The organism is Caenibacillus caldisaponilyticus (assembly GCF_002003465.1).
GTDB classification, from domain to species: Bacteria; Bacillota; Bacilli; order Bacillales; family Sporolactobacillaceae; genus Caenibacillus; species Caenibacillus caldisaponilyticus.
Map to the genome: position 1 here is coordinate 56,036 of NZ_BDDQ01000003.1, position 26,335 is coordinate 82,370.

Annotated in this window: 22 protein-coding genes and 1 pseudogene; 19 read left to right on the forward strand and 4 right to left on the reverse strand. The window is 53.3% G+C overall.

What is annotated here, in order from left to right:
* Window positions 1-408: 408 nt before the first annotated feature.
* From msrB to qoxD, 5 genes are all read left to right on the forward strand, one after another.
* Window positions 409-1,368, forward strand: a complete 960-nt coding sequence (gene msrB / locus CCB157_RS01285) for a peptide-methionine (R)-S-oxide reductase MsrB (protein ID WP_274519604.1) — start codon at window positions 409-411, stop codon at window positions 1,366-1,368.
* 564 nt (window positions 1,369-1,932) lie between these two features.
* Window positions 1,933-2,799 (forward strand): cytochrome aa3 quinol oxidase subunit II, encoded by an 867-nt coding sequence (gene qoxA, locus CCB157_RS01295; protein WP_238594547.1) that lies wholly within the window; start codon window positions 1,933-1,935, stop codon window positions 2,797-2,799.
* The gene (gene qoxB, locus CCB157_RS01300; RefSeq protein WP_077614236.1) at window positions 2,786-4,747 is read left to right on the forward strand and encodes a cytochrome aa3 quinol oxidase subunit I; all 1,962 of its coding nucleotides are present in this window, start codon (window positions 2,786-2,788) and stop codon (window positions 4,745-4,747) included. The genes qoxA and qoxB overlap by 14 nt, the downstream gene beginning before the upstream one ends.
* 2 nt (window positions 4,748-4,749) lie before the next feature.
* Complete coding sequence (qoxC, locus tag CCB157_RS01305) at window positions 4,750-5,367, forward strand: cytochrome aa3 quinol oxidase subunit III (RefSeq protein ID WP_077614124.1); 618 nt, start codon at window positions 4,750-4,752, stop codon at window positions 5,365-5,367.
* Window position 5,368: 1 nt separating this feature from the next.
* Window positions 5,369-5,680: a cytochrome aa3 quinol oxidase subunit IV gene (gene qoxD, locus CCB157_RS01310; RefSeq protein ID WP_077614125.1), complete on the forward strand. Its 312-nt coding sequence runs from the start codon at window positions 5,369-5,371 to the stop codon at window positions 5,678-5,680.
* A 459-nt stretch (window positions 5,681-6,139) separates the two neighbouring features.
* Here qoxD and CCB157_RS01315 read toward each other — a convergent pair whose 3' ends face one another.
* The gene (locus CCB157_RS01315) at window positions 6,140-7,597 is read right to left on the reverse strand and encodes an aldehyde dehydrogenase family protein (protein ID WP_143286876.1); all 1,458 of its coding nucleotides are present in this window, start codon (window positions 7,595-7,597) and stop codon (window positions 6,140-6,142) included.
* Between the two features lie 322 nt (window positions 7,598-7,919).
* Between CCB157_RS01315 and CCB157_RS01320 the strand changes: the two genes are divergently transcribed.
* Complete coding sequence (locus CCB157_RS01320; RefSeq protein ID WP_077614127.1) at window positions 7,920-8,162, forward strand: hypothetical protein; 243 nt, start codon at window positions 7,920-7,922, stop codon at window positions 8,160-8,162.
* 243 nt (window positions 8,163-8,405) lie between these two features.
* Here the strand turns inward: CCB157_RS01320 and CCB157_RS01325 are convergent, their stop codons facing one another.
* Complete coding sequence (locus CCB157_RS01325; protein WP_077614128.1) at window positions 8,406-9,263, reverse strand: mechanosensitive ion channel family protein; 858 nt, start codon at window positions 9,261-9,263, stop codon at window positions 8,406-8,408.
* 538 nt (window positions 9,264-9,801) lie between these two features.
* Here CCB157_RS01325 and CCB157_RS01330 point away from each other — a divergent pair.
* The 4 genes from CCB157_RS01330 (at window position 9,802) to ptsP (ending at window position 15,206) form a co-directional block, all read left to right on the forward strand.
* Window positions 9,802-10,554 (forward strand): DeoR/GlpR family DNA-binding transcription regulator, encoded by a 753-nt coding sequence (locus CCB157_RS01330; RefSeq protein ID WP_077614129.1) that lies wholly within the window; start codon window positions 9,802-9,804, stop codon window positions 10,552-10,554.
* The gene (gene pfkB / locus CCB157_RS01335) at window positions 10,551-11,474 is read left to right on the forward strand and encodes a 1-phosphofructokinase (RefSeq protein ID WP_077614130.1); all 924 of its coding nucleotides are present in this window, start codon (window positions 10,551-10,553) and stop codon (window positions 11,472-11,474) included. The genes CCB157_RS01330 and pfkB overlap by 4 nt, the downstream gene beginning before the upstream one ends.
* A gap of 11 nt (window positions 11,475-11,485) precedes the next feature.
* Window positions 11,486-13,396, forward strand: a complete 1,911-nt coding sequence (locus CCB157_RS01340; RefSeq protein WP_077614131.1) for a PTS fructose transporter subunit IIABC — start codon at window positions 11,486-11,488, stop codon at window positions 13,394-13,396.
* 91 nt (window positions 13,397-13,487) lie between these two features.
* Complete coding sequence (gene ptsP, locus CCB157_RS01345; protein ID WP_077614132.1) at window positions 13,488-15,206, forward strand: phosphoenolpyruvate--protein phosphotransferase; 1,719 nt, start codon at window positions 13,488-13,490, stop codon at window positions 15,204-15,206.
* Window positions 15,207-15,459: 253 nt separating this feature from the next.
* Here the strand turns inward: ptsP and CCB157_RS01350 are convergent, their stop codons facing one another.
* Window positions 15,460-17,490, reverse strand: coding sequence for a penicillin-binding transpeptidase domain-containing protein (locus CCB157_RS01350; protein WP_077614133.1), 2,031 nt, complete (start codon window positions 17,488-17,490; stop codon window positions 15,460-15,462).
* A gap of 233 nt (window positions 17,491-17,723) precedes the next feature.
* Here CCB157_RS01350 and CCB157_RS01355 point away from each other — a divergent pair, with 233 nt between their 5' ends.
* From CCB157_RS01355 to CCB157_RS01380, 7 genes are all read left to right on the forward strand, one after another.
* Complete coding sequence (locus CCB157_RS01355) at window positions 17,724-18,497, forward strand: C39 family peptidase (RefSeq protein WP_077614134.1); 774 nt, start codon at window positions 17,724-17,726, stop codon at window positions 18,495-18,497.
* Window positions 18,498-18,554: 57 nt separating this feature from the next.
* Complete coding sequence (locus CCB157_RS17505; protein ID WP_158077162.1) at window positions 18,555-18,698, forward strand: hypothetical protein; 144 nt, start codon at window positions 18,555-18,557, stop codon at window positions 18,696-18,698.
* 19 nt (window positions 18,699-18,717) lie between these two features.
* On the forward strand, window positions 18,718-19,119 hold the full coding sequence (locus CCB157_RS01360; RefSeq protein ID WP_143286877.1) for a VOC family protein: 402 nt from the start codon (window positions 18,718-18,720) through the stop codon (window positions 19,117-19,119).
* 286 nt (window positions 19,120-19,405) lie between these two features.
* Window positions 19,406-20,176 carry a phosphonate ABC transporter ATP-binding protein gene (phnC, locus tag CCB157_RS01365; protein WP_077614135.1) on the forward strand — a complete coding sequence of 257 codons (771 nt, stop codon included), beginning with the start codon at window positions 19,406-19,408 and terminating at the stop codon, window positions 20,174-20,176.
* Window positions 20,176-20,955, forward strand: a complete 780-nt coding sequence (gene phnE, locus CCB157_RS01370) for a phosphonate ABC transporter, permease protein PhnE (protein ID WP_077614238.1) — start codon at window positions 20,176-20,178, stop codon at window positions 20,953-20,955. The genes phnC and phnE (CCB157_RS01370) overlap by 1 nt, the downstream gene beginning before the upstream one ends.
* On the forward strand, window positions 20,952-21,785 hold the full coding sequence (gene phnE / locus CCB157_RS01375) for a phosphonate ABC transporter, permease protein PhnE (RefSeq protein WP_077614136.1): 834 nt from the start codon (window positions 20,952-20,954) through the stop codon (window positions 21,783-21,785). The genes phnE (CCB157_RS01370) and phnE (CCB157_RS01375) overlap by 4 nt, the downstream gene beginning before the upstream one ends.
* Window positions 21,786-21,985: 200 nt before the next feature.
* Window positions 21,986-22,492 carry a hypothetical protein gene (locus tag CCB157_RS01380; RefSeq protein ID WP_143286878.1) on the forward strand — a complete coding sequence of 169 codons (507 nt, stop codon included), beginning with the start codon at window positions 21,986-21,988 and terminating at the stop codon, window positions 22,490-22,492.
* Window positions 22,493-22,570: 78 nt separating this feature from the next.
* Here CCB157_RS01380 and CCB157_RS01385 read toward each other — a convergent pair whose 3' ends face one another.
* The gene (locus tag CCB157_RS01385; protein WP_077614138.1) at window positions 22,571-23,521 is read right to left on the reverse strand and encodes a phosphate/phosphite/phosphonate ABC transporter substrate-binding protein; all 951 of its coding nucleotides are present in this window, start codon (window positions 23,519-23,521) and stop codon (window positions 22,571-22,573) included.
* A 294-nt stretch (window positions 23,522-23,815) separates the two neighbouring features.
* Between CCB157_RS01385 and CCB157_RS01390 the strand changes: the two are divergent.
* Together CCB157_RS01390 and CCB157_RS01395 are read left to right on the forward strand one after the other, a co-directional pair.
* Window positions 23,816-25,389: pseudogene (locus tag CCB157_RS01390) on the forward strand (bifunctional metallophosphatase/5'-nucleotidase).
* A 157-nt stretch (window positions 25,390-25,546) separates the two neighbouring features.
* Entirely contained in the window at window positions 25,547-26,227 is a 681-nt protein-coding gene (locus tag CCB157_RS01395; protein ID WP_077614139.1) for a uracil-DNA glycosylase, read from the forward strand.
* The last annotated feature ends 108 nt before the right edge of the window (window positions 26,228-26,335 follow it).

A 26,335-nucleotide genomic window follows, 5' to 3' on the forward strand; every position in this document is an offset into this window, starting at 1 on the left:
AAGCGGGGCAACTAGAATAGGATTCGGCTGTATAAAGGCCGCTTCTCTTCGGAGCCGTTACTTACGGTCATGGCATGAAGATCCCCGGATTCGGTTTGAAAGCGCCGCAGCCCACACCGATCTTTTCGGAGTGCAGCGACTGGTGTTTTTGTCCATTCGTTGCGATAATAAAGATAAATATTTCACGTCGCCGTGCGATCCGGTTCGGCCGAGTGCACCCATCGATTTTTCTCCAGCCGCCCGTGCCGCAAGCGAGGATGTCCGGGCGGCACAATATTTGGGGAATATCGGCCGTGACCGGTACAATATAGGTACAATATATAATATAGGAATGTTTGCCCAATGAAGTGTATGCGATGGGGGCTTTGTTTAAACTAAGAAGCAACCTGTTCGCTAGGAGGGATGAATGTGACGGACCGTTTCGAAAAGGCGACGTTTGCCGGCGGTTGTTTCTGGTGCATGGTCAAACCATTCGACGAACTGCCCGGGATTGAACGCGTCGTGAGCGGTTATACCGGCGGGCATAAACCCAATCCGACTTATGAAGAAGTCGCCGCCGGGGGAACCGGCCATCGTGAAGCGGTGGAAATCACCTTTGATCCCGCCATCTTTCCTTATGAAAAATTGCTCGATATTTTTTGGCGGCAAATCGATCCGACGGATCCCGGCGGTCAGTTCTACGACCGCGGCACATCCTACAAAACGGCGATTTTTTATCACAATGAACGGCAAAAGGAACTGGCGGAAAAATCCAAAGCGGAGCTTGAGAAAAGCGGCCGGTTCGACAAGCCGATCGTCACGGAAATTTTGCCGGCCGGGCCGTTTTATCCGGCCGAAGAAGCGCATCAAGATTATTACAAGAAAAACCCGTATCATTACAACCGCTACTTCGAAGGATCCGGCCGCAAGGCGTTCATAGAAAAACATTGGACGGTCAAAAAGGACGATCAGGAATTGCGCAAGCGCCTGACGCCTTTGCAATATGAAGTGACGCAGAACAACGGAACGGAACCGCCGTTTGAAAACGAGTATTGGAACAATAAACGGGAAGGCATCTATGTTGACATTGTTTCCGGAGAACCGCTTTTCAGCACGAAAGATCAATTCGACGCCCATTGCGGTTGGCCGAGTTTCACCAAGCCGTTGAGCCATGCCTTCATTAAAGAACGGCTGGATACAAGCCATGGGATGATCCGGACGGAAGTGCGTAGCGTCTACGGCGATTCCCACCTCGGCCATGTTTTCGATGACGGGCCGGAGCCCACCGGTTTGCGTTATTGCATCAATTCCGCGGCTCTCCGCTTTATTCCGAAAGAAGATCTCGAAAAAGAAGGATATGGGGAATACAAAGTTTTATTCGAAGATTGACCGATGAACGGTGCGGCGAAGCGCACCGTTTTGTTTTGGGCGGAGGCCGTGCCGTTGCGCCGATGAGAACGGCTTCGGCGGATTGAGCCCTAGGTTTCGGCTGCCTTTTTTATACAATGAATTCCTTATCACTAGACGCAGGCCAGCTGCGTCGTTTTTCTTTCGGCCGGCGGATGCATCCGGGGAAATGGGATGTACGCCGGCCTGTTTTTTCACAAGCGTCGCTTTTTTGGGAGCGCGGACCGACGTTTGTCGATGACAAACGTCACAAAAAGGAGAAAACCGAACCCGCCAAAACCGCGGTATTTCCGCGATTTTCCGTGACGGGCATCACAAAACCGCTTCCAATTATGAACAAAAAAAGGAGAAATCGTGACAGTTTTGTTATCAAGTTATGAGCATTTCATGAAAGATGGTGGAGGGTCGATCAGGCCGCCTGGCAATCTGTTAAGATGGGTGAGCAGAGAAGAATGGACCGAATGCAGCTTGAAAGTGACGATGCCGATTCCGCCCTTTTTGGCGGAATGTCGCGGGCTTCGGTAAGCGGAGGGAGGAAAGGTCCTCGTGGTAAAGAAAGCGCTGAAATCATTGATGTTATTCGGTTTATCGATATTCGCCTTGACGGGCTGCGACGTGCCGGTTTTGCAGCCGCAAGGTCCAGTGGCCGAAAAACAATTTCATATGATCATTTGGTCTTCCATTTTAATGCTTTTCGTGTTGTTAACCGTTTTCACCCTTTTCGGTTTCGTCGTCTTTAAATACCGCGCGAATCGCGCCAATGACGATGATTATGAACCGGATTTGGAAGGCAACACCAAACTGGAAATTTTATGGACGACCATTCCGATTATCATTATTCTTTTGCTCGCCATACCGACCGTGATCACGATTCATGATTCGATGAAAAACCCGAGCCCGGATAAAAAACCGATCACGATCGAAGTCACGTCGGCGGAGTGGAAATGGCTGTTCCGTTACCCGGAACAAGGCATTGAAACCGTGAACGTGGTGCATATTCCCGCCGACCGCCCGGTGCATTTCGTGTTGACTTCTGCTGGGGCGATGAACTCCTTCTGGGTTCCGTCCCTGGGCGGACAGATGTACACCATGCCTGACATGAAAACCGAGCTGTGGCTGGAGGCCGACAAACCCGGCCGATATGACGGACGGGCGGCCAACTTCAACGGCGAGAATTTCGCCCATATGACGTTCACCGTCGTTGCGCAAAAACAAGCGGATTTCGATAAATGGGCCGATAAGGTGAAAGCGGAGGCCCCGGCCTTGACGATGAAGGAATACAAAAAGCTTTTGAAACCGGGCCTTGTCGGCAAGAAAGTTTACTCTTCCTATCCGGCCGAGTTGGAACACGCGTCGGACATGGATATGCCGGGAATGAAAGGGGGAGAAGCCAGTGAACATGGAAAACATTAAGGATTTCCTTCTCCATGATTTCTTCGTCACCGGGGAACCGATGATTTACATGGCCGATGTCGCCATCATCCTTGTCAGCTTGGCCATCGTCTTCGTTCTCACTTATTTCAAAAAGTGGAAATGGCTCTGGAAAGAATGGCTGACGACCGTTGACCATAAAAAAATCGGGATCATGTACATCATTGCGGCGCTCGCGATGCTGTTCCGCGGCGGCGCGGACGGCTTGCTCATGCGGGCGCAGCTTGCGCTTCCGAATCTTCATTTTTTGAATGCGCAGCACTACAATGAAATTTTCACGACGCACGGCACGATCATGATCTTTTTTATGGCGATGCCGTTCCTCTTCGGTTTGATCAACGTCGCCATGCCGCTTCAGATCGGCGCGCGTGATGTCGCGTTTCCGTATTTGAACGCGATCAGTTTCTGGCTGTTCTTCTTCGGCGCGTTGCTCTTTAACCTGTCTTTCGTCATCGGCGGTTCACCGGACGCCGGTTGGACCAGTTACACCCCGCTGGCGGAAAAAGGCTTGGATCCGGGTGTCGGAGAAAACTACTACCTCATCGGTTTGCAATTGTCCGGCATCGGGACGCTCGCCAGCGGCATCAACTTTATCGTGACGATTTTGAAAATGCGGGCCCCGGGCATGACGCTTATGAAAATGCCGATGTTCACGTGGGCGTCCTTAATTACGTCGGTCATCATCGTCTTTGCGTTCCCGGTCCTGACGGTTGCGCTGGCGATGCTGACGATCGACCGCTTGTTCGGCGCGCACTTCTTCACCGCCGACAGCGGCGGCATGCCGATGATGTGGGCAAACTTGTTCTGGATTTGGGGTCACCCCGAAGTGTATATCGTCATCCTGCCGGCTTTTGGGATTTTCTCGGAAGTGATCAGCACGTTTGCTGGGAAGAAGTTGTTCGGTTACAAGGCCATGGTTTGGTCGATGATCGTCATCTGCGTCCTCAGCTTCTTCGTGTGGGTCCACCACTTCTTTGCGATGGGCGCAGGGCCGGCCGTCAACTCGTTTTTCGGCGTGTCGACGATGTTGATCGCGATTCCGACCGGCGTGAAAATCTTCAACTGGCTGCTTACGCTGTATAAGGCGAAAATTCGGTTTACAACCGCGAACTTGTGGGCGCTCGCCTTTATCCCGAACTTTGTCATCGGTGGGATTACGGGCGTCATGCTGGCGGTCGTGCCGGCCGACTTCCAATATCACAACAGTTATTTCCTGATCGCCCACTTCCACTACGTCTTGATCGCCGGCACCGTCTTTGCGGTGTTCGCCGGGTTGCATTACTGGTGGCCGAAAATGTTCGGGCATATGCTGAATGAACGTTTGGGCAAATGGGCGTTCTGGATTTTCGTCATCGGATTTAACGTCTGCTTCCTGCCGATGCATTTTGTCGGTCTCATGGGCATGACGCGGCGCCTTTACACTTATCCGGCGGATCTCGGTTGGACGCCGTGGAACTTCATTGAAACGATCGGCGCGTTTGCTATGGGTGTGGCCTTTATCATCATGGTTTACAACATTTACTGGAGCGCCCGTTATGGCGAACGCGACACGACCGGCGATCCGTGGAATGGCCGCACCTTGGAATGGGCGGTGTCCTCGCCGGCTCCCGAGTACAACTTCGCGACGATTCCCGAAGTGAAGTCGCTTGACGCTTTCTGGGAAATGAAGAAAAACGGCGAAGTGGAAAAATGGCGGAAACAGCCGCTCGAGCCGATTCACATGCCCGACAATTCCTACCGGCCGTTTGTCATCTCGGTTTTGTTCTTCATCGCCGGTTTCGGATTTGTGTTCGAATGGCTTTGGCTCGGCGTCATCGGATTGATCGGTGTCTTTCTGTGCCTGGCGCTGCGCTCCTTTGAAAAAGATGAAGGGCATCACATACCGGTTGAAGAAATCGAGCGCACGGAGCGCGCAGCGGGGAGGTTGTAACGATGTCCGAGACTCATGCAGTCGCGACGGAAAGTCGCGGACCTTTGGAATATGCCACCAAGGACGGACAAATGAAGATTTTCGGTTTCTGGGTGTTCCTTGGGGCCGAAGTCGTCTTGTTCTCGTGTCTGTTCGCGGTGTATCTGGCTTATTTGCACCACACGGCGGGCGGCCCGACGGCACATGATCTTTACGAGGTGAAGGGTTTCTTGATCGAAACCCTCCTCCTCCTGACCTCGAGCTTTACTTGCGGGCTTGGCATCCATGAACTGAGACGGCGCAATAAAGCCGGGGTTTTGGCTTGGCTTCTGATCACGTTGCTTTTTGGCCTCGGATTTATCGGCATGGAAGTCAAGGAATTCGTCGACTACGTCGGCGAAGGCGCGACGCTTTCGACGAGCGCTTTTCTGTCGAGCTTCTACATCCTGGTCGGGACGCACGGGGCGCACGTCAGCTTGGGCATTTTGTGGATGATCGCCGTGATGATTCAGCTCGGACTTTACGGCATCAATCCGGTGACGGCGCGAAAAGCTTTCATCGTCGGCCTGTACTGGCATTTTCTCGATGTCGTCTGGGTGTTCATTTTCACGGCAGTCTATTTAACGGGGCTGGTGCTGTAATATGGAAAAAAATCAATCCTTTACGCACGATGATCATCACGGCTTTCCGTGGAAACATATCATCGGGTTTATCCTGTCGCTCGTCTTGACGTTTGCCGCCCTGTTTGTCGTCTTGTCGGGCGCGCTGCCGACGACGATGACGCTCGCGGCGATCGTAGTGCTCGCGATTTTTCAAGTGCTTGTCCAGCTCCTCATGTTTATGCACCTGAATGAACATGAAGGCGCCTTTCAGACCATTTCGATGGCATTTGGCTTCCTCATTGCGCTTGCGGTCGTCGCCGGCTCCATTTGGGTGATGTCCTTCGGAATGTAAGAGGCGATATTGAGTTTTCCTCGCTGTGAGTGGACAGCGGGGAAGGCGTGGGCAAGCCCCTCGTCCATTAAAGGGCGGGGGGGTTGTTCGTATTCTTTTCGACGTGGCGATGGCCTTCGGTTTTTAGAAAAGGGAATGAATACAAATCGAAGCGTTTTATGGCGGAGAATGTTCAACCGCAATCGGTTCTGCCAAAATGGTTTAGGCGCTGTGAAAGCATTCAAGGTAAAAATTATTTATTAAAAGAGAAGATATGGGATATGGTGAATGATTCCTTCTTGGGATCATGGGCGGGAACAGGATAAAAACTTCCTAATCTTACTGCATGGAAAGATTTAAGGGGTGGATGGAGATCGGCCCATATTTTCTATCCAAATCCGCTTTCATTGTGAAGCGAAGCTAATCTAAAACAGAAACAAACGGCAGGGTAAATTCCCTGCCGTTTGCCGATCCGATTTCTTAGAACGGGAATTGGCGGCGTTCTTTTTGCACCGATACCCATTTGACCGTTGTGAATTCCTCAAAGGCGAACTCGCCGCCGTATCGGCCCAGTCCGGAAAATTTCTCTCCGCCAAAGGGCGTCTCCGGCGTGATGTTGACCGTTTGGTCGTTGACGTGCGCCATGCCGCTTTCCAGTCGACGGGCGATGTCGATGCCATGTTCTAGATCTTTGGTAAATACCGCGGCCGACAACCCGTATTCGGTTTCGTTGGCCAAGCGAATGCCTTCTTCATCCGTGTCGAAAGGAATGATGGTCGCCACCGGGCCGAAAATTTCGCTTTGGGCGAGCTGTGAATCGTTCTTGACGTCCGCGAAGACGAACGGCGTCAGGACGTTGCCGATGCGTTGGCCTTCGAGGACCAATTTCGCGCCTTCGGATTTGCCAAGTTCGACAAAGCCGAGGATTTTTTCGATTTGCCGTTCATTGATGATCGGGCCGATGATGACGTTCGGATCGGCCGGGTCGCCGTACGGAATTTGTTTGGCGCGTTCGACGAACCGCTTCACGAATTCATCGTAATGCTTGCGATGGACGAGGATGCGGTTTGTAATCATGCAGATTTGGCCTTGGTGAATGTACTTGCCGAAGATGGCCGCATCCACCGCCGCGTCGAGGTCGGCGTCCTCGAGAATGACAAGCGGGCTGTTGCCGCCGAGTTCAAGAGCGACGCGCTTGAGGTTGCGGCCGGCGACTTCGCCGATGTGCCGCCCGACCGCGGTCGAACCGGTAAACGAAATGATGCGCGGAATCGGATGTTCGATGAAGGCGTCGCCAATTTCGGGGATGTCTGCGGTGATGACGTTCAGCACTCCTTTGGGAAGCCCCGCTTCTTCATAGATCTCGGCGATCAGGAACCCGCCGGTGATTTGCGATTGCAGGTCGGGTTTGAGCACGACCGCGTCTCCAACCGCGACGGCCGGAGCCACGGCGCGAACGCTTAGGAAAAGCGGCCAGTTCCACGGACTGATGATGCCAACGACACCTGCCGGTTCACGGAAGACGAGATTTTCTTTGGTAGGGTCAGCGGATGGAAAGACTTGGCCCACGCCCACTTTATCCGGCCAGTTCGCTGTTTCCTTGATGAGATCGATGGTCGCCTGGACTTCCATGGTGGATTTGATGACCGTTGAACCGGTTTCTTTCACCAGAAAATCAATGGCTTCTTTTTGGCGCCGTTCCAAAATATCCGCCGCTTTTAAAATGATGCGCCGTTTCTCTTCTGCAGGGACTTTGGCCCATTCCGCTTGGGCCCGCTGGGCGGCTCGATACGCTTCGTCTATGTCCTCCTTGTTTGCGAGTTTGACCCTATCAATGACTTGGTTGTTGTAAGGATTGGTCATCTCGTAAACGGTTGCACTTTTGCCGTCTCTCCATTCCCCGTCTATGAATTGTTTGTTCAGTGCCATGACATACATCACTCCTTTCACTGAATATTGTAGTCCCGTCTTTTAATCGCTTTCAAATCATATGAATTCGTATTTAATAATTGATATAAAATATTTAAAGTGAGGCCTTTATGCTTGGGATTCTCAAAAGCGCCGCCCGTTTCTTTCATGCGTGGTATCGGGTTGATAGAAGACGATAAAGGGAATAGGACCGAGCGGCGAAACATAGACTGATGATTGGGTGTCTGGATCTCGGAGGCGAACGGGCGGATGCCTCGCCGCAAAAATGTGCTTTACCTTTATTCTGGATTGTATTAAGATTAAAAACAGGAAATGTGACGGGGGTATGAGCGTGGACTTGATGAAGCTCAAGGGAATCCTTGAGATCCTCGGCATTTGTGTGACCGTCGCGATGTCTTATGTCTTCATCATTAATCTTGTTCTCGGCATTCAAAACCAACCGGTCGATATCGTCATCTTGGCGTTCGCTTGGGCCATGGTGATCAAGATGAACTGGACCGCCAAGGAATTGTGGGATAAATGGACCGGCAAATGGAAGAACGGCGTACATAAACGATTTAACCGGCTGCCTTGAAGGCAACCGGTTTTTTGTTTCGGCGGAAGCCGGCGGGCACCGCTTTTTGCATGGGTGGCTCGGGCGTCGCTTTGTTCACGTAGGGTGCACGAGGCGGAGCAACGGGATCACTTCTGGCGAAAGAAGAAACGGGAAAACGGGCACTTGCAAATCAAGCCGGGTAGAGGGCAAGCCACCGTTTGCCTACGGTGGCCCGCATGGGCGGTGCCGGGGCCGCCCTCAGGCCTATTGCGGGCGCACCGATCACGAGTTTTCCCGGCTCGGTTCGCCGCCCTCCTGTTCTTGCAAGTAGACGACTTTTTGATAGGGAAGGTCGACGCCGGCTTCCTGCAACGCTTCGCGGATTTTTTGACGAGCCAGCCGCTCGACGCCGAAGCGCGCGTTCGGCGCGCATTCCGCGGTCGCGCGAATGGTGTAATTATGATCGTTCAGCGATTGGACACCCAACACCTCAACGTCCCCGACGATGTCCTCGCACGTCTTCTTCAATTCCGCCAGCACGTTTTCAATGATGGTGATCGCTTCTTTTTCGGGAGTCCCGTAACCGATGTTGACTTCAATGACCGCCATCGAGTTGAATTTCGAATAATTGGTGACCTGTGTGATTTGGCCGTTCGGAATGATCTCGAGCTCGCCCGTCCAAACTTTCAAGGTCGTCACGCGCAAGCCGATGGAATGGACTTGGCCGACGACATTATTGATTTTTACGGTATCGCCGACGCCGAATTGATCTTCGAAAATGATAAAGAAGCCGTTGAAGAAATCTTTGATCAAGCTTTGGGCGCCGAACGCGACGGCGATGCCCGCGACGCCGGCTCCGGCGAGCAGCCCGCCGATGTTGACGCCGAAGATCGGCAAAACGGTGAGCAGCAAGATGAAGTAAACGGCGTATTTTACGATGTTGGTAAACAGCGACACCAGCGTTTCCCGGCGCCGTTCATCCAGCTTGCCGTTTAATTGAAAAAAGCGGCGGATGAGGCGGTTGCTGATTTTTATGGCGATGCGCGAGATCACAAACAGGGCGATGATTTTCGCCAAATCCCATAACGCCCGTTCGACATCGTCGACGTGGGCGGACCAATAGTGCTGCAAATGATCCATATCACGTCATCCTCCCCTTGTTTTCTTTCTTTATAAGAGACGCCAATCCAAAGGTCCCGTGGGATTTTCGGAGCCCGATTCTGCCAAGCGGCCCAAGGATCAACCGCTTATCCAAGCCGTCGGCCGGCTTGGATATTAGGACATAGGTCCTTCATCAAGCATGGGCGCGGGCGTGCGTTTGTCCGTCCAGGTTCAACAGTAGCGCTGTGAGCGGCGCGGTTCGATATAAAAAAAGATGCCATAAATATAACATTCGCAGCCGACGGCAAAAATGCGGGTCGTTCGACGATCGCTGGCATCGGAAAATTTTAGTTTTCGTTACGTCTGATTATAGCATGCCTCGACGAGGAAAAAACGGACCGTCCCGAGTTGGAAGAATTTAATAAACGAAAAACGGCGGATTTGAATGAATTTGATTGATTTTGTCGTTTTGTGACGGATTACGCTTGAAATTGATTATATATGAGCGTATCATAACACTGAAATCGCTTTTATTGATTTAGCGGTCTATAGGATGTTCATGCGATGAGGTGACCGGATGCTGACACCGGAAAGACAAAGGATGATCTTGAGAATACTAAAAGAAAAAGGAGCGGCGACCGTTCGCGAATTAGCGGAGGCGACGCGAAGCTCCGAGGCGACGGTCCGCCGCGATCTTCATCAGTTGGAAGAAGCGGGAAAATTGATCCGCTTCCACGGCGGCGCCGAAACGCTCGGGATTAAAGCCGAAGACCGGCCTGTCGGCGAACGGTTGACCGAAATGCGGGAAGAAAAGGCCGCTATCGGCCGCCGTGCGGCTGCCATGGTCCAAAAAGGCGATTGCATTTATCTCGACGCCGGGACGACCACGTTACAAATGATCGATCATTTGCCCCAAGACATTGTCGTCGTGACGAACGGGTTGCCCGTCGCCGAGCGCTGCCTTGAGCGCGATCTCAAGACCTATCTGATCGGCGGAGTCGTCAAACCGGCGACCAAGGCGCTGGTCGGAAGAGGAGCGCTCGATGCCCTCAGCCAATATCGCTTTGATAAATGTTTCATCGGCATTAACGGCATTCATCTCTTGCACGGTTTGACGACACCGGATCCCGAGGAAGCGCACATTAAGCGTTTGGCCATGGAATTGTCCGAAGACATTTACGTGCTGGCCGATGAAACGAAGTTCGGCAAAATATCGTTCGCTTTGGTCCATCCGTTGGAGCGACTGACCATTATCACGAATGCCTCCAAGAATGTGGAACGGCTTCGCGAGTTTCAAAATTTGACAAATATAGAAGTGGTGACAGCATGATTGCGACTTTAACATTAAATCCTTCTTTGGACTACTTTATGAGGTTAGAAGCGTTAAATGTCGGCCGGTTAAACCGGGCGATAGAGACCGCCGTGCGTCCGGGCGGGAAAGGGATCAACGTTTCCAGGGTGCTCAAACGCTTGGGTGTCGACAGCCGGGCCTTCGGTTTCATCGGCGGCTTTACCGGCGACTTTATACGGCGCTTTTTGGCGGAGGAAGGCATTTCCGCAGAATTTACCGTTCTGGAAGGTTTGACGCGCATTAACGTCAAGATCAGCGCGGATCGGGAAACGGAATTGAACGGAGCGCCCCAACCGATTTCTCAGGAGGATGTCGAGCGCCTGCTTTCCGTGCTCGGCCGCTTGAATGCCGGCGATGTGTTTGTGATGGCCGGCAGCGTCCCGGCTTCGCTTCCCCCGGATATCTACCGGAGGATCATTGAAAAGCTGCCGGCGGGCGTCAAACCGGTGGTCGACACGTCCGGCCGGCCGTTGGCCGAGGCGATCGCCGCCCGTCCGTACCTCATCAAGCCGAACCGCGATGAGCTCGGACAATTGTTCGCCACCGACATCCAAACGGTGGAAGAGACGGTCCTCTATGCGGAGAAATTGCTGGATGAAGGCGTGGAAAACGTCATCGTTTCTCTCGGGGCGGACGGCGCCTTGTTCATGAATCGCGAGGCGGCGCTCCGGGCGTCGGTGCCGCAAGGCCAAATCCGGAGCACCGTCGGCAGTGGCGATTCGCTCGTCGCCGGATTTTTGGCGGCGCTCGAAAAAGGAATGGCGCCGGCGGAAGCGTTCCGCTTCGGGGTGGCCGCCGGAACCGCGACCGCTTTTTCCGATGATTTGTGCACCGCGGAAGATGTAGAAAAAATATGGCCCCGGATTGCTTTAAGCACGATCCGAGAAAAAAGGCATTGAGGTGAACCTTCGTGAAAATAACGGAACTTTTAACGCCGGAAACGATCCGGTTGGACTTGAAGGCTTCGACCAAAGCCGAAGTCATTGACGAACTGTCGCAAGTTTTGATGGATGCCGGAAAAATTGCCGATCTCGACGGTTATCGCCAAGCGCTTTGGAAACGGGAACGGGAAATGACGACCGGTGTCGGAGACGGCGTCGCCATTCCCCACGCCAAGACGGCTGCCGTGAACACCCCGGCGATCGCGTTTGGACGTTCCGCAAGCGGCGTCGATTATGAATCGCTGGATGGAAAACCGGCTCATCTCTTTTTCATGATCGCCGCGAGCGAAGGGGCGAACGACGAGCATTTGGAAATGCTGTCCAAGCTGTCGACCTATTTATTGAAAGCCGATTTTCGCGAAAGTCTGTTGAACGCCACTTCCGAAGCGGAAATCATCGCCCTCTTTGAACGGCAGGAGCAAGCGCCGGACGCCGAAAACGACGCGCTGTCGGTCAGCGGCGATCAATTAAAATCTGCGGCAAGCAAAGGGAAAATCGTCGCGGTGACGGGCTGTCCGACCGGGATCGCCCACACATACATGGCTGCGGATGCCTTAAAGGCCAAGGCGAAAGAAATGGGCTATGAGATCAAAGTCCAAACGAACGGATCGACCGGGGTCAAAAACCGCTTGACGGCCGAAGACATTGAAGAGGCGATCGGGGTCATTATCGCCGCCGATACGAAAGTGGATATGGAGCCGTTTGTCGGCAAGCCGGTCGTTGAAGCTCCGGTGACGGCCGGCATTCGTGAACCGGAAACGCTCATTCAACGCGTGGTATCCGGAGACGCTCCGATATATCGCGGCGGAGGGAGCAGCTATCAACAGGCGATCGCTCAAAGCAAAGCCGAGCGCAAAGCGAAACAGCCGGCGTTTTATCGCCATTTGATGAACGGGGTTTCCTTCATGCTGCCGTTTGTCGTGGGCGGCGGGATTTTGATCGCGCTGTCGTTTTTCTTCGGCATTCACGCCGCCGATCCGCATTCCAAGCAATACAACGAATTCGCTTATATCTTGAATCAAATCGGCGGCGCCCACGCCATGGCGTTGATGGTGCCGATTTTGGCCGGCTACATCGCCTACAGCATTGCGGAACGGCCGGGTCTCGCTCCGGGCATGGTTGGCGGATTTATGGCGGCGACGAGCGGCGCGGGTTTCCTCGGCGGCTTGATTGCCGGATTTTTGGCGGGTTACATCGTCCTTTTGCTGCAAAAAGCATTCCGCGTCTTGCCGCAATCGTTGGAAGGCTTAAAACCGGTGTTGCTCTTCCCGGTGTTCGGCATGTTCTTCACCGGCATCATCATGTATTTCATTGACCGTCCGATCGGCGCGATCATGCATGCGATCACCGATTGGTTGAACAGCCTCGGCACCGGCAACATGGTGCTTCTCGGCATGGTGCTCGGCGCCATGATGGCGATCGACATGGGCGGTCCGATCAATAAAGCGGCTTATACCTTCGGTTTGGCGATGATTGATGCGGGCAATTTCCATCCGCAAGCGGCTACCATGGCCGGAGGCATGGTTCCGCCGCTCGGCATGGCGCTCGCCACGACCTTGTTTGCGAAAAAGTTTACGGCGGAAGAGCGGAGCGCGGGCAAAACCGCGTACGCGCTCGGAGCGGCGTTCATTACGGAAGGCGCAATCCCGTTTGCCGCAGCCGACCCCGTTCGCGTGATCGTCTCGAGCGTCATTGGATCGGCGGTCGCCGGCGGCTTGGCTCTGTACTTCGGAATCGGCCTGCGAGCGCCTCACGGCGGCGTGTTCGTCATCCCGTTCGTCGACGGCAGCAAATTGTTGTATATATTGGCCATCCTCATCGGGGCGGCCGTCACGGGCGTCATCTACGGGCTATGGAAAAAACCGGTGCGTGAAGAATAAAATTTTGTGTCCTTTTTCCTAGCTTTTTTCTCCCGAGTGCTTAATAATAAGATGACGGAAGGTTGAATGCTTGAGAGAAAGGAGATTTTGCATGGCATCCGTTAAAATGGCGGGCATCGCCGCTTCGTCCGGGATTGCGATCGCCAAGGCTTTCGTGCTGGAACACCCGGATTATTCCATTGAAAAACGGCGCGTGGAAGACACCCGAGCCGAAGTTGAACGCTTCCGCCAAGCGGTCGAACAATCGAAAGCTGAACTCGAAACGATCAAAAATAAAGCGAATGAAGAGCTTGGAGCGGATAAAGCCGCCATCTTCGAAGCGCATTTGCTCGTCCTCGCCGATCCGGAACTGATCGGAACCGTCGAGCGAAAGATTGAAGAAGAGGGCGTCAACGCCGAATACGCATTGGACGCCGTGGCCAACGATTTCATTACCATTTTTGAAAACATGGATAATGAATATATGAAAGAACGGGCTTCCGACATCCGTGACGTGACGAAACGGATTTTAGGGCACCTTCTCGGGGTTTCCTTCGCTTCCCCGGCGACGATTTCCGAGGAAGTCATCGTCGTGGCCGACGATTTGACGCCGTCGGACACCGCGCAGCTCAACCGCCGTTACGTGCTCGGTTTTGCGACGAACATCGGGGGGCGGACGTCGCATTCGGCGATCATGTCGCGCTCGATGGAAATTCCCGCCGTCGTCGGCACGAAGACGATCACTGAGAACGTGAAAAACGGCGTGACCGTGATCGTCGATGGCTTGGCCGGCGAAGTGATCATCGACCCGACGGAAGAGGAAATCAAGGCCTATCGGAAAAAACAAGACGATTATCAAAAGCAAAAAGCCGAATGGAAAAAACTCGTCAATGAACGCACCGTCACCGCCGACGGCGTGCACGTCGAGCTCGGCGCCAACATCGGCAACCCCAACGATTTGGAAGGCGTTCTGAGCAACGGGGCGGAAGCGATCGGCCTTTACCGGACAGAATTTCTGTACATGGGCCGCGATCAGCTGCCGTCGGAAGACGAGCAATTTGAGGCGTACAAAAAAGTTTTGGAAGCGATGGAAGGCAAACCGGTCGTCATCCGTACGCTGGATATCGGCGGCGACAAAGAGCTGCCCTATTTGGACATGCCCCAAGAACTGAACCCGTTCCTCGGTTTCCGGGCGATCCGTTTGTGCCTCGAGCGGCAAGATATCTTCCGCACGCAATTGCGCGCGCTTTTGCGGGCAAGCGTCTACGGCAATTTGAAAATCATGTTCCCGATGATCGCGACGCTTGAGGAACTGCGCCAAGCGAAAGCGATTTTGGCGGAAGAAAAGGATAAGCTTGTCGCGGAAGGCGTCGCCGTTTCGCAAGCCTTGGAAATCGGCATGATGGTCGAAATTCCGGCGACAGCCGTGCTGGCGGACCGTTTCGCCAAAGAAGTCGACTTCTTCAGCATCGGCACGAACGATCTCATTCAGTATACGCTTGCCGCCGATCGCATGAACGAACGGGTATCTTATCTCTATCAACCGTACCATCCCGCCATTCTGCGGCTCGTTCACCAAGTCATTCAAGCGGCCCACAAAGAAGGCAAGTGGGTCGGCATGTGCGGAGAAATGGCGGGCGATGAGACGGCGATCCCGATTCTCCTCGGCCTCGGCCTGGATGAATTCAGCATGAGCGCGACGTCGATCCTGCCGGCGCGCAGCCAATTGCGGAAGCTCTCGAAACAAATCGCGGAATCGCACACGGACGCGATTCTCAATCTCGATACCGCTGAAGACGTCGTCGCTTACGTCAAAAAACATTTCCAATAAGAAAAAAACCGCGGGCAATCCCCGCGGTTTTTCTGTGTGGCAGGCCCGGCCAGCCGGTTGATTCATGAAGGCCCGGTCCCGGATGCAGCGCCCGACTGCACAAAGGCAGGATCCTGTTTTTCCTCTCAAGATGTTGGAGCGCCGGCCGGCTTTTTGTTTCGGTCCGCGCAACCGTTGAAATCATGGCTGCGCGGAGAGGAGACACCGAGCCGTCCAATTGGCTTCATTGAGCCTCTGCTTGATTTTCGGCTTTTTATTTCCATAGCGTTTTAAAAGCGTTTTTGACTTTGCCGACGACGTAATGGCTGCCGCCCCTGTTTTCGACATGTTCGATCATCATTGCGATTTCAAGGCTCGGACGGTTGGTGTTGAAGGCGACGACCCAGCCGTTTTCCGTGCCTTTTTCGCCTTGTTTGTCCTTTAATTCGGCCGTGCCGGTTTTGCCGGCGAGGGGCGGCGCGCCCTCGACGATCGGTTTATAAGCGGTGCCTTCAGGGCTCGAAAAGACTTGAACCATGTCGTTATAGATCGTTTTGGCCGTTTCCCCCGATATGACGCCTTTTTTCCAATACGACGGCTTCGTCGTTTCGCCGGTTTTGATCAGATGCGGTTTGACGATGTTGCCCCCGTTGACGAAGGCGGTATAGGTCACCGCGAGATGCAGCGGGTTGACGGCGATTTCGCCTTGGCCGTAACCGGAGTTGGCGAGCATCGCTTCGCTCGTGAAGTTTCCGCTGTTCGAAATTTGGGAGGCGTCCATCGGGTATTCAACCGGCAGCGTCTCGGTGAAACCGAAAGCCTTCAATCCCGAAATCAGCCGATCGGCGCCGATTTTTAAAGCGAGCCGGGCGAAATAAATGTTATCGGAATACACGATGGCGTCGCGCAAATTGACTTTGGCGAGCGAGTCGACGCGCGTGATGTGGAAGTCTTTCCAATTCTCCTTCTTCCACGTTTTTCCGGTAATCGTCATCGTGGTGTCGGGCTGTATGGTTCCGTTTTTCAGGGCGATCGCCGCGACGAGCGGTTTGATCGACGAGCCCGGCGCAAATGATTTGGAGAAGCGGTTCAACAACGGTTTATTCGGATCGTTTATCAGTTGGTCATAGCCGGACTGAGAGATGCCGAGGGCGAACGCGTTCGGGTCGAATGACGGCGCGCTGACGAGGGCGAGGACATCGCCGGTCGTCGGATCCATCGCCGCCGCCGTACCCGTATCTTTTTTCAATTCGTTATACAGCGCTTTTTGCACGTTGACGTCGATGGTCAATTGCACGTCTTTGCCGTTTTTCGCCGGCTTTTCGGCCACGGTCCGGAGCTCGTCGCCTTCTTCGTCCGTGATGACGATCGCATGGCCGTCGATGCCGCGCAGTTTATCCTCGAGGAGTTGTTCAAGGCCGTTTTTTCCGATGACGGATGTCGCCGTATAGCCTTTATCCTTGTACTTTTCCAACTGTTCTTTCGTGATCGTTCCGATGTAACCGGTAAGATGGGCGCAAGCCGCTCCGCACGGATAGACGCGCGCCGCCACGTTTTGCGTCATGACCCCGGGAAGCCGGGAAGCTTGTTCAATGGTTTTCGTGTCCAGAGCGGAAACGGTTTTTATGGGCACAAAGGTATTGGGCGTCACCCATGACGCGGACAGGGCGTTTTCGATGGACGTCAGCGGGATGTGCAGCAGCGCGGCCAGCTTCGCCTTCGTGTCGGCATGCCCTTCCAATTGGGCGGGATAGAGACCGATCTGCACCGCTTGGCCGTTGATGGCGAGTCCGTTGCCGTTGCGGTCAACGATTTCGCCGCGTTTCGACGGAATCGTTTTAACGCGGACAAATTCGCCATCTTTCAACCCGGGCAGGAGCATGGAGCGGTTCCAGTCGACCGTCCAGTTCACTTTATCGCCTTTTTTGACTTTAATGAGGTTGACTTTTCCCGAAAACCGGAGCGATCCGGCGATGGTGCTCATTTTGACGTGGTAGGTCAACGCTTGTTTGTTCGTGTCGTCCGAATTCTTTTCGTTTTTCGGCCGGTCGAACGTCACTTTTAAATGGCGGGCTTCGATGCCGGCGTAAATGTCTTTATAGCGTTTGACAAACTCCTTTTTGGAAATGTCGTTTTTCGCGTTCGTCGACAACATGCCGTACATTTTTTCAAAGTTTTGATCGTTCCAAGCTTTTATGTATCGGCTGAACGCCGCGGACGGCGTTTCTTCGTTTTTGGAACAACCGTTCAACAGGACGAGCAAAACGGCGGCGATGCAGGCGAACGCCAGGCGTTTTACGGACATTGGACCCCCTCCTTAATATGATTATATCTATTTATCTTCTTCTAAAATATGAACGAATTTGCAAAGCCAAAGGCTCTCGCTAGGTATTTTAGCCTAGGAATGGCGGGGATTCTAGCAATTTTTAATATCCGGACAAAAAAATTCATGTTTATCCGTTTTAAAAAATGGGGCTTTTGCACCGGCAATGCACCGGCTTATAATTCTTTAAGAATATCTTTTCGGGCAGGGAGAAGATGTTGGGGAAAACCTTGTCGATTTTGATATATTTTGTGGCCATCGTTGGCACCGCGGCTGCCATCGTTGTCTCATGGCGCGATCAGCCGGCCGACGTTCGCGGCCATGTCCATTTTTCTGATTATTACCATGTCGTCATCGACCCGGCGCGACGGCATCCCGCGCAGCGGAAGGACGGCGTGCGCATCGAGGCGCCGGTCGTCCGGCAACAGCCCGAACTTGACCGCGGCTGTGAAGTGGCCAGCCTCACGATGCTCTTAAAATCGGCGGGCGTCCGCGTCGATAAAATGACGTTGGCGAAGGAAATCAAGAAAGACCCCGCTCCGCGGCGCATCATTGACGGGCAGGTCCATTTCGGCAATCCGAACGTCGGCTTTGTCGGTGACATTTACAGCTATGAAAAACCGGGCCTCGGCGTCTACCATGGACCGATCGCCGACTTGGCCAGGCGCTATTTGCACGATCGCGTCGTCGATTTGACGGGGAAGGGCTTTCAGGTGGTGCAGGCGAGCCTTTCAGCCGGAAAGCCGGTCTGGGTGATCGTTTCGAGCACATTTAAAAAAGTGCCCGACGAGGAATGGGAAACGTGGGTGACGGATGCGGGCACCATTCGAGTGACGAAAAAAGAGCATGCGGTTTTGCTTACGGGATACGACCGCGACGCCGTCTACTTCAACGATCCGTTGACCGGAGAGAAAAACCGCCGCGCCGACAAATCCGATTTTCTTGCGGCTTGGCATCAATTCGGCGGCCAAGCGGTTTCCTATAAATAAATCGCCCGAAAAACGAAAACCGGCCGGTTCCGGCAGAAATCATCGGGAGATTTCTCTATGAAAGGAACGAATCTTTTGTCCCTCTCCTATCGGACACTTTTTGACGGCATGCCTCGAAATGCATGGAAATTCGGCAAATCCCAAGGTTTTATGAAGAAGGATTTTGGTGGAGCCTGTCGAAGGAAAAAAGGAATCGATTAAAGAAATGGAGGAGGCACGCTTGACATTCACGCATGTCCGTTTGTTGGTCCAAAACTATGAAGAATGCTTTTTGTTTTATCGCGATGTGCTCGGTTTTGAAGTTGGCTGGGGAGATGAGCAATCGATGTACGCCGATTTTAAAACCAACGGCGGCTCCGAAATCGCTTTGTTCGATCGGCGCTTTATGGCCGAGGCGCTCGGAACCGGCCATTTGCCCGCCGATCGCGATTCCATGGACACGCATTGTTTGGTCTTCCGCGTCGACAGCGTCGATGCCTACTATCGAACCTTAAGTGAGAAAGGCGTGCGTTTCATCAACGAACCGCATGACCGAAAAGATTGGGGAATCCGCGTCGCTCATTTCCGCGATCCGGATGGCCATTTAATTGAAATCAACGAACCGATCGCCTTTGAACCTTAATTGCGCGTTCGGCAAAGAGGTAGGGAGATAGCCCGTGGGAAACCCGGGCTTTATTTTTTGTTCAAAAAGGGTGTGGCGTCACAAGAGCGTAGCGGGACAAACCTGTTGGCCGGCGGCCGGGCGAAAAGCGTCCGTCTGCCGTATCCAGATTCCGTTTTCCATAGGGGCTCTTAGAAAAAGCGGAATTGTGTATTGAGTTAAGAAATAAAGATTGTTACATTTAAAATGAACCGTCGTTGGAGGCTAAAAATTAAAAACTATTTATTAAAGGAAGTTGGTTGTATTCATGATCGAGTTCAAGGGAGTCACCAAAATTTATCCGAACGGAACGGTTGGCTTGAAAAACATCAACTTAAAGATTAACAAAGGCGAATTTGTCGTCATCGTCGGCCTGTCGGGGGCCGGGAAATCCACGCTTTTAAGGTCGATCAACCGGCTTCACGAAATTACGGAAGGCGAGATTTTCATCGACGGCGAGTCGATTACGGCGGCGAGGGGAAAAAAGTTGTTGCAGATGCGCCGCGACATCGGGATGATTTTCCAAAACTTCAACCTCGTCAAGCGGTCATCGGTGTTGCGCAACGTTCTGTCCGGCCGCGTCGGTTACCATTCCACCTTGCGGACGCTGCTCGGCCTTTGGCCGAAGGAAGACATACGGCTGGCCCTCGAAGCGTTGGAACGCGTCAACATCCGCGATAAGGCGTACGCGCGCGCCGACGAATTGTCCGGCGGCCAACAGCAGCGCGTTTCCATCGCCCGCGCGTTGGCCCAGCAAGCCAAGATTATCTTGGCGGACGAGCCGGTCGCTTCGCTCGACCCGTTGACGACGCGGCAAGTGATGGACGATTTGAAGCGGATTAATGAAGAGCTTGGCATTACGACCATTGTCAATCTGCATTTTATCGATCTCGCCCGCCAATATGCGCAGCGGATCATCGGGGTGCGCGCCGGTGAAATCGTCTTTGACGGTCCCGTCGAAGCGGCGACGGATGCGGTATTCGCCGAAATTTACGGGCGCCCGATCAAAGAAGACGAGCTGTTGGAGGCGCAAAAATGATGGATGTTGCAAAGAGAAGGCAGCTTTCTCGCATCAAAACGCTTTTATCCGTTATTTTTCTTCTTTTATTGTTGTGGGGCAGCGGCTATCGCACGCAAGTCTCGTTTCAGGATTTGTTCTCGGGCATTCCCAACATTTTTTCGGCGCTCGCCGATATGCTGCCGCCGGACTGGGGCTATTTCGATTACGTCACCGGTCCGATGTTAGAGACGATCCGCATCGCTATTTTGGGAACGACCTTCGGCGGAATTTTATCCATCCCCATCATTCTTTTATCGTCGCGCAACGTGACGCGCTCGCCGTTTCTCTTTTATCCGGCCCGATTCATTTTAAATTTGATCCGGACGATTCCCGAGCTTTTGCTCGCCGCGCTGTTCGTTCCGATCTTCGGCATCGGTCCGGTCGCCGGCATTTGCGCGATCACGGTGTTTTCCCTCGGCATCATCGCCAAACTGGCCTATGAAGCGGTCGAAGCGATCGACCCGGGACCGCTCGAAGCGATGACAGCGGTCGGCGCGAATAAAATCCAGTGGGTGTTTTTCGGCGTCGTCCCGCAGGTCGCGGCCCATTTTATGTCGTATTTTCTGTATGCGTTTGAAATCAACGTGCGGGCGGCGGTCATTCTCGGGTATGTCGGCGCCGGCGGCATCGGCATCATCTTGAACAACATGCTGGCTTCCTTTCAGTACAACCGCGTGATCACGATCATTTTGTATACGCTGATCGTCGTTGCCGTTATTGAATTTATAAGCAACAAAATCCGGGAGAAATTGCTATGAGGACAGAAACCGTAAACAAGAAAGCTCTGTTGCCCAAAGACGTGCGCAAACGGCTCATTTGGCGGCGCCTGAAAATAGGGGTGATCGCCGCCGTCGTCATCCTCATTTATGCCTGGGCCTTTCGCGGATTTGTTAAGGACTTCAAAATCAATCCGAACGCCGGTCAGTCGATCAAAGCGATATTTAACGGCATCATTCACCCCGACTGGGATTACATCGTAGAACCGGGCGGCGAAGACTTGCTGCACGCGCTCATCGACACGCTGGCCATCGCTGTTCTCGGCACGTTTATTTCCGCCGTGCTTTGCATTCCCTTTGCCTTCTGGGCGGCGCGGAACATGAGCCGCAGGCGCTGGATTTCCGGCACCGGGAAATTCGTCTTGTCCGCCATCCGCGTCTTTCCCGAGCTCATCATGGCGATCTTGTTCATCGCCGCCGTCGGGCTCGGGCCGTTCGCCGGCATTCTGGCCCTCGGCTTTCATTCGGTCGGGATGCTTGGGAAGCTGTTCGGGGAATCGATCGAGAACATGGATCTTTCTCCGCGCGAGGCGCTGATCGCATCGGGCGCGAACCGCCTGCAAACGCTCTGGTTCGCGATCGTTCCGCAAGTGCTGCCGGAATTCATGTCCTATACGTTGTACCGGTTTGAAGTGAGCGTCCGCGCCGCGACGATCCTCGGCATCGTCGGCGCCGGCGGGATCGGCGCGCCGCTCATCTTCGCCTTGCAAGGGCATACGTGGGACCGCGTCGGCATCATTTTGATCGGCATCATCGTGATGGTCACGATCATCGACTACATTTCCGGCGCGATCCGCAAACGCTTGGTTTAAGGAAATCCCCGGGGGCCCGTCGCCCCGGGGATTGTTCCATCAAACGATAAAGAAACCTGCAAGTAAAGATAAATAAAATCCGCCCGCAACCCATAAAAATCCTCGGTAGTTTATCTATGTGCTATCCCTCTTTTTTGGCGTCGATTCTTCGGTGAAACAATAGTGCAATTTATAAAATTACTTATGGGAGTATCCCCATTTTGATATTATCGAATTGGCCGATTCATGGCCGTGAAAGTGGTGAAACATTGAAAAAAATATTGTGGATGACGGTTCCGCTCGCTTGTGTAATGGTGTTCTTTGCGATTTATTTGGCTTGCGTGTACTTTTTCACCGCCCCAAAATGGGTAGGCCGAAGCAAGGATCACAATTGGAAAGGTATCTTGTTGATGGAGAAACATTATAAGTTGTATTATGGATTCTTGGAATGGAAAGGTTCTAAAAAAGAAGGCGAGCGGGCAATTGTAACGCTTACGCAATACAGAATAAATGGAAAGCTTGAAGCGGGCGAGAAAGAAGAAGATTTCACCATTAAACGCAAAGCCACGGATACTAGCAATGGGACGGGATTTGTTGATTTTGTTCCACGGCCCAAAGATACCGACAAGGTCGAGGTGCTCGTTTATTGGCGGGTCGACGGGAAATTGCATAAGCAATTGATTCAATTGAACAAGTGGCGTTGGCCGATATTTTTATACGGTTTATAACGGACTTTCTTCGGCGTGGCCATGTAAAAGGCGGCATGGATCAAACAGGCGCTTCCCGCGGGGAAGCGCCTGTTCCGTTTATTTGCCGATTTCTTTGATTTTATCGTTGTACTCGCGAACGATGTCAAAGTTGGAGTCTTTGGAAGGCGTATATCCGACGTGAGAGTAAATGTTGAAAATGATGTCTTTCCCTTTGGGGTCTTTTCCGATCGCGACGAAAGCGTCGGCGATTTTCTTTTTCCATTTGTCGTTCATGTCCGGACGGACGCTGATCGTATCGTTCGGAATCTTTTCGGTCGTAAAGAGGATTTTCGTTTTATCCCATGCGTCGGGATGCTCTTGTTTGACAATGTTGCGGGCGTCGAGGAACACTGCAGCCGCGTCGACGTCGCCGTTCAAGAGCGCCTCGACCGCTTTGTCGTGTCCTTGAAGGGTAACGCCTTTCACGTCTTTTTGTGCATCCACGCCGTGTTCTTTCATGTAAATGGCCGGCCAGACGTAACCGGCGGACGAGGTCGGCGATTGCCACGCGACTTTTTTGCCTTTCAAATCTTTGACGTCGTTGATGCCGGAATCTTTGCGCACGAGCATGACCGCGTAGTAGTAATCGACGAGTTCATCGGTATTCGCACCGTTTTCGGGATTGACGCCGTAGCGGAGCGCTTGCAGCAGAACGTCCGCGGCGCCTTGGCTGTGGGCGATGACATAATCGGTCGGCGGCAGGAAGCCGAGATCCAATTGTTTGGATTTCATGGCTTGAACGACCGCGTTGTAGTCGGTCGTCACGGTGACCTTAACCGGAATGCCAAGCCGTTTTTGCAGGAGTTCGGCGAGCGGTTTCGCGCGCGCTTCCAAGGTTTCGGCGTTTTGCGACGGCACGAAGCCGATCGTCAATTGTTTCGGGACATAGCCCTTGCCCGAAGATTTGGAGCCGTTGGAAGCGTTGTCATCTTTATTGCTTCCACAGGCGGCGAGCACGCCCAAAAGCAAGAAGAGGGCGGCGAATAAGACCGTCAAGCGTTTGAGCATGAAGGAACCTCCCTAAAAATCAAAAATGTCTTCTCAATAAATATAGCATAAAAAAAGAGTTAAACATCAATTTTTTGTAAAGAAAAATTATAATTTTTGTTTAGCTTATTAAAAGTTTTTAGTTTACAAGACTGAACCGGCTCGGCGAAACGGCGGCTCTGTTTCCTCGGGTCACTGGGTCGGGCAGAAACCCAAGGGGCGGTCTGTTCATGATCATCCGGTTTGGTATACTGTAAAATAAGCGCGATTTTTGACAAAATACGAGATACGAGTATAGATGAAAGGAAAGATTCGATGGGAACATGTCAGGTGACGATTTTGGTGACGAGCGATGTGCACGGGCATGTGTTGCCCCTCAATTACGGAACCAACCAGCCGGAAGCTTCAGGCCTCGCGAAAATCGCGACGCTCATCAAGCGCGAAAAAGCGCTGAATGAATATCTGCTCATTGTCGACAACGGTGACAGCATCCAGGGCACGCCGTTGACGTATCATTACGCCAAGTTCCAACCACATGAGCCGAACCCGATGATGCAAATCTTTAATCACCTCGGCTATGACGCCGCGATCATCGCAACCACGAGTTCAATTACGGCTTGGGCCTCCTTGAACAGGCCGTCCGCGAATCCCGCTTTCCATGGCTTTCTGCCAATATCGTGGACAGCAAAACGGACGAGCCGCATTTCGGCACACCTTATATCATAAAAACTTTTGCCAACGGGCTGCGCGTCGGGCTGCTTGGATTGACGACACCATACATACCCAACTGGGAAAAACCCGATCACATCCGTGGCTTGCGCTTTGACGACGCGGTCATCTGCGCGAAGCATTGGGTGAAGCATTTAAAGGAAGAGGCAGGCGTCGATCTCGTCGTCGTTTCTTATCACGGCGGGTTTGAGCGCGATCTCGACACCGGCGAGCCGGTGGAAGCACTTACCGGTGAAAACCAAGGATATGAACTGTGCATGGAGGTCGACGGCATCGATGTTCTTCTCACCGGCCACCAGCATCAGAAGATTGCGGGTAAAACGGTCAACGGCGTCGCCGTCATCCAGCCGGGATCGTTTGGCGCCTGTCTCGGCAAAGTGACCGTCACGCTGGAAAAAACGCCGGAAGGCTTCCGTGTGCAGTCGAAAACGTCTGAGCTCTTATGCGTCAATGATGTGGAGGCGGATGCCGACGTCGTCCGTTTGATCGCGCCGTATGAAGAGCAGACTCAGCGCTGGCTCGACCAGCCGATCGGACGGATCGAAGGGGATATGCGCATCGACGATCCGCTCGCCGTCCGACTGAAGGACCATCCGCTCATCGAATTCATCAACCGCGTGCAAATGGAGGCGGCGGGCGTCGACATCTCCAATACCGCGCTTTTCGATAATCAATCGCCGGGATTTCCCCCCGACGTGACGATGCGCAGCGTCGTGGCCAATTATGTATACCCGAACACGCTCGTCGTCCTGCGCGTCACCGGCCGGGACATTAAAGCCGCCCTGGAGAGGTCGGCGACTTACTTCGAAATCGACGAGGACGGCGGCGTGCGTGTGAGCGATGAATTTACGGCGCCGAAGCCGCAGCATTATAATTATGACATGTGGGAAGGCATTGAGTATGTCTTGGACATCCGGCGGCCGAAGGGCGATCGGGTGACGAAATTAAATTACAAAGGCAAGCCGGTCGATCCGGACGGTGAATATGACGTCGTCATGAACAACTACCGCGCGGCGGGCGGCGGAAATTATCACATGTATAAAGGCAAGCCGGTCGTCAAAGACATCCCGATCGACATGTCCGAACTCATTGCCAATTACATATTGAAACACAAAGTGATCAAGGCGGAAACGGACGGCAATTGGCAAGTCGTTTATTAAGCTCCGACGTCCGGGTCCGGAACCTGGGCAAAAATAACGGGTTGTCGTGCGCCATCGCATAGGTTGATTGCTTCATCAGTCTCGGGTGTTCGCGGGGTGCGACCCGGGATGCGAGAGAATGAGAAAAACCGCCTGATGCGGCAAGGGGAGGGATTCGATGGCCGTTCGTTTGAAAAACGATTGGGGCGAACTGTTGAAAGAAGAATTTGCCAGCGATTATTATTTGCGGTTGCGCGAGTTTTTAAAGTACGAGTACACCCATCACATCGTTTATCCCGCACCCCACGACATTTATAACGCGCTGCATTACACCGCCTATAAGGATGTCAAGGCGGTCATCCTTGGCCAGGACCCGTATCACGGGCCGGGTCAGGCCCACGGCTTAAGCTTTTCCGTGAAACCGGGCGTCCCGCAGCCGCCGTCGCTGCAAAATATTTTCAAGGAGCTGCGCGACGACTTGGGATATGACATCCCCAACCATGGTTGTTTGGTCGATTGGACGCGGCAGGGCGTTTTACTGCTCAACACGGTGCTGACCGTCCGCCACCGCGCGCCGAATTCCCACCGCGGTAAGGGATGGGAGCGCCTCACCGACAGCATCATTCGCAAGTTGAGCGACCGGGACAAGCCGATCGTTTTCATCCTTTGGGGGCGAAACGCGCAAGAAAAGGAAGCGCTCATCGATACGTCGCGCCACTTTATCATCAAGTCGCCGCATCCGAGCCCGTATTCCGCTTACAGCGGGTTTTTCGGCAGCCGCCCCTTCTCGCGCGCGAACGCTTTTTTAAAAAGCATTGGCGAAAAAGAAATCGATTGGCGCATCCGCAACCTGCCGTGACGGCGTCGGGCGAGGCTTGCGGCGGTCGGCCGTCGCCGATCGCGCGTCCGGTTCATGGGTTATAAAAATGTAAACGTCGCCTCTTCATCAGGGACTTTTGAATGTACC

What these genes read in the sequence shown, in the direction of transcription:
- qoxB (WP_077614236.1), top strand. Translation starts at nt 2,786, where the DNA reads ATGGAAAACATTAAGGATTTCCTTCTCCATGATTTCTTCGTCACCGGG.
- qoxC (WP_077614124.1), top strand. Translation starts at nt 4,750, where the DNA reads ATGTCCGAGACTCATGCAGTCGCGACGGAAAGTCGCGGACCTTTGGAA.
- qoxD (WP_077614125.1), top strand. Translation starts at nt 5,369, where the DNA reads ATGGAAAAAAATCAATCCTTTACGCACGATGATCATCACGGCTTTCCG.
- CCB157_RS01315 (WP_143286876.1), bottom strand. Translation starts at nt 7,597, where the DNA reads ATGTATGTCATGGCACTGAACAAACAATTCATAGACGGGGAATGGAGA.
- CCB157_RS01325 (WP_077614128.1), bottom strand. Translation starts at nt 9,263, where the DNA reads ATGGATCATTTGCAGCACTATTGGTCCGCCCACGTCGACGATGTCGAA.
- CCB157_RS01330 (WP_077614129.1), top strand. Translation starts at nt 9,802, where the DNA reads ATGCTGACACCGGAAAGACAAAGGATGATCTTGAGAATACTAAAAGAA.
- pfkB (WP_077614130.1), top strand. Translation starts at nt 10,551, where the DNA reads ATGATTGCGACTTTAACATTAAATCCTTCTTTGGACTACTTTATGAGG.
- ptsP (WP_077614132.1), top strand. Translation starts at nt 13,488, where the DNA reads ATGGCATCCGTTAAAATGGCGGGCATCGCCGCTTCGTCCGGGATTGCG.
- CCB157_RS01350 (WP_077614133.1), bottom strand. Translation starts at nt 17,490, where the DNA reads ATGTCCGTAAAACGCCTGGCGTTCGCCTGCATCGCCGCCGTTTTGCTC.
- CCB157_RS01355 (WP_077614134.1), top strand. Translation starts at nt 17,724, where the DNA reads ATGTTGGGGAAAACCTTGTCGATTTTGATATATTTTGTGGCCATCGTT.
- CCB157_RS17505 (WP_158077162.1), top strand. Translation starts at nt 18,555, where the DNA reads ATGAAAGGAACGAATCTTTTGTCCCTCTCCTATCGGACACTTTTTGAC.
- phnC (WP_077614135.1), top strand. Translation starts at nt 19,406, where the DNA reads ATGATCGAGTTCAAGGGAGTCACCAAAATTTATCCGAACGGAACGGTT.
- phnE (WP_077614238.1), top strand. Translation starts at nt 20,176, where the DNA reads ATGGATGTTGCAAAGAGAAGGCAGCTTTCTCGCATCAAAACGCTTTTA.
- phnE (WP_077614136.1), top strand. Translation starts at nt 20,952, where the DNA reads ATGAGGACAGAAACCGTAAACAAGAAAGCTCTGTTGCCCAAAGACGTG.
- CCB157_RS01385 (WP_077614138.1), bottom strand. Translation starts at nt 23,521, where the DNA reads ATGCTCAAACGCTTGACGGTCTTATTCGCCGCCCTCTTCTTGCTTTTG.
- CCB157_RS01395 (WP_077614139.1), top strand. Translation starts at nt 25,547, where the DNA reads ATGGCCGTTCGTTTGAAAAACGATTGGGGCGAACTGTTGAAAGAAGAA.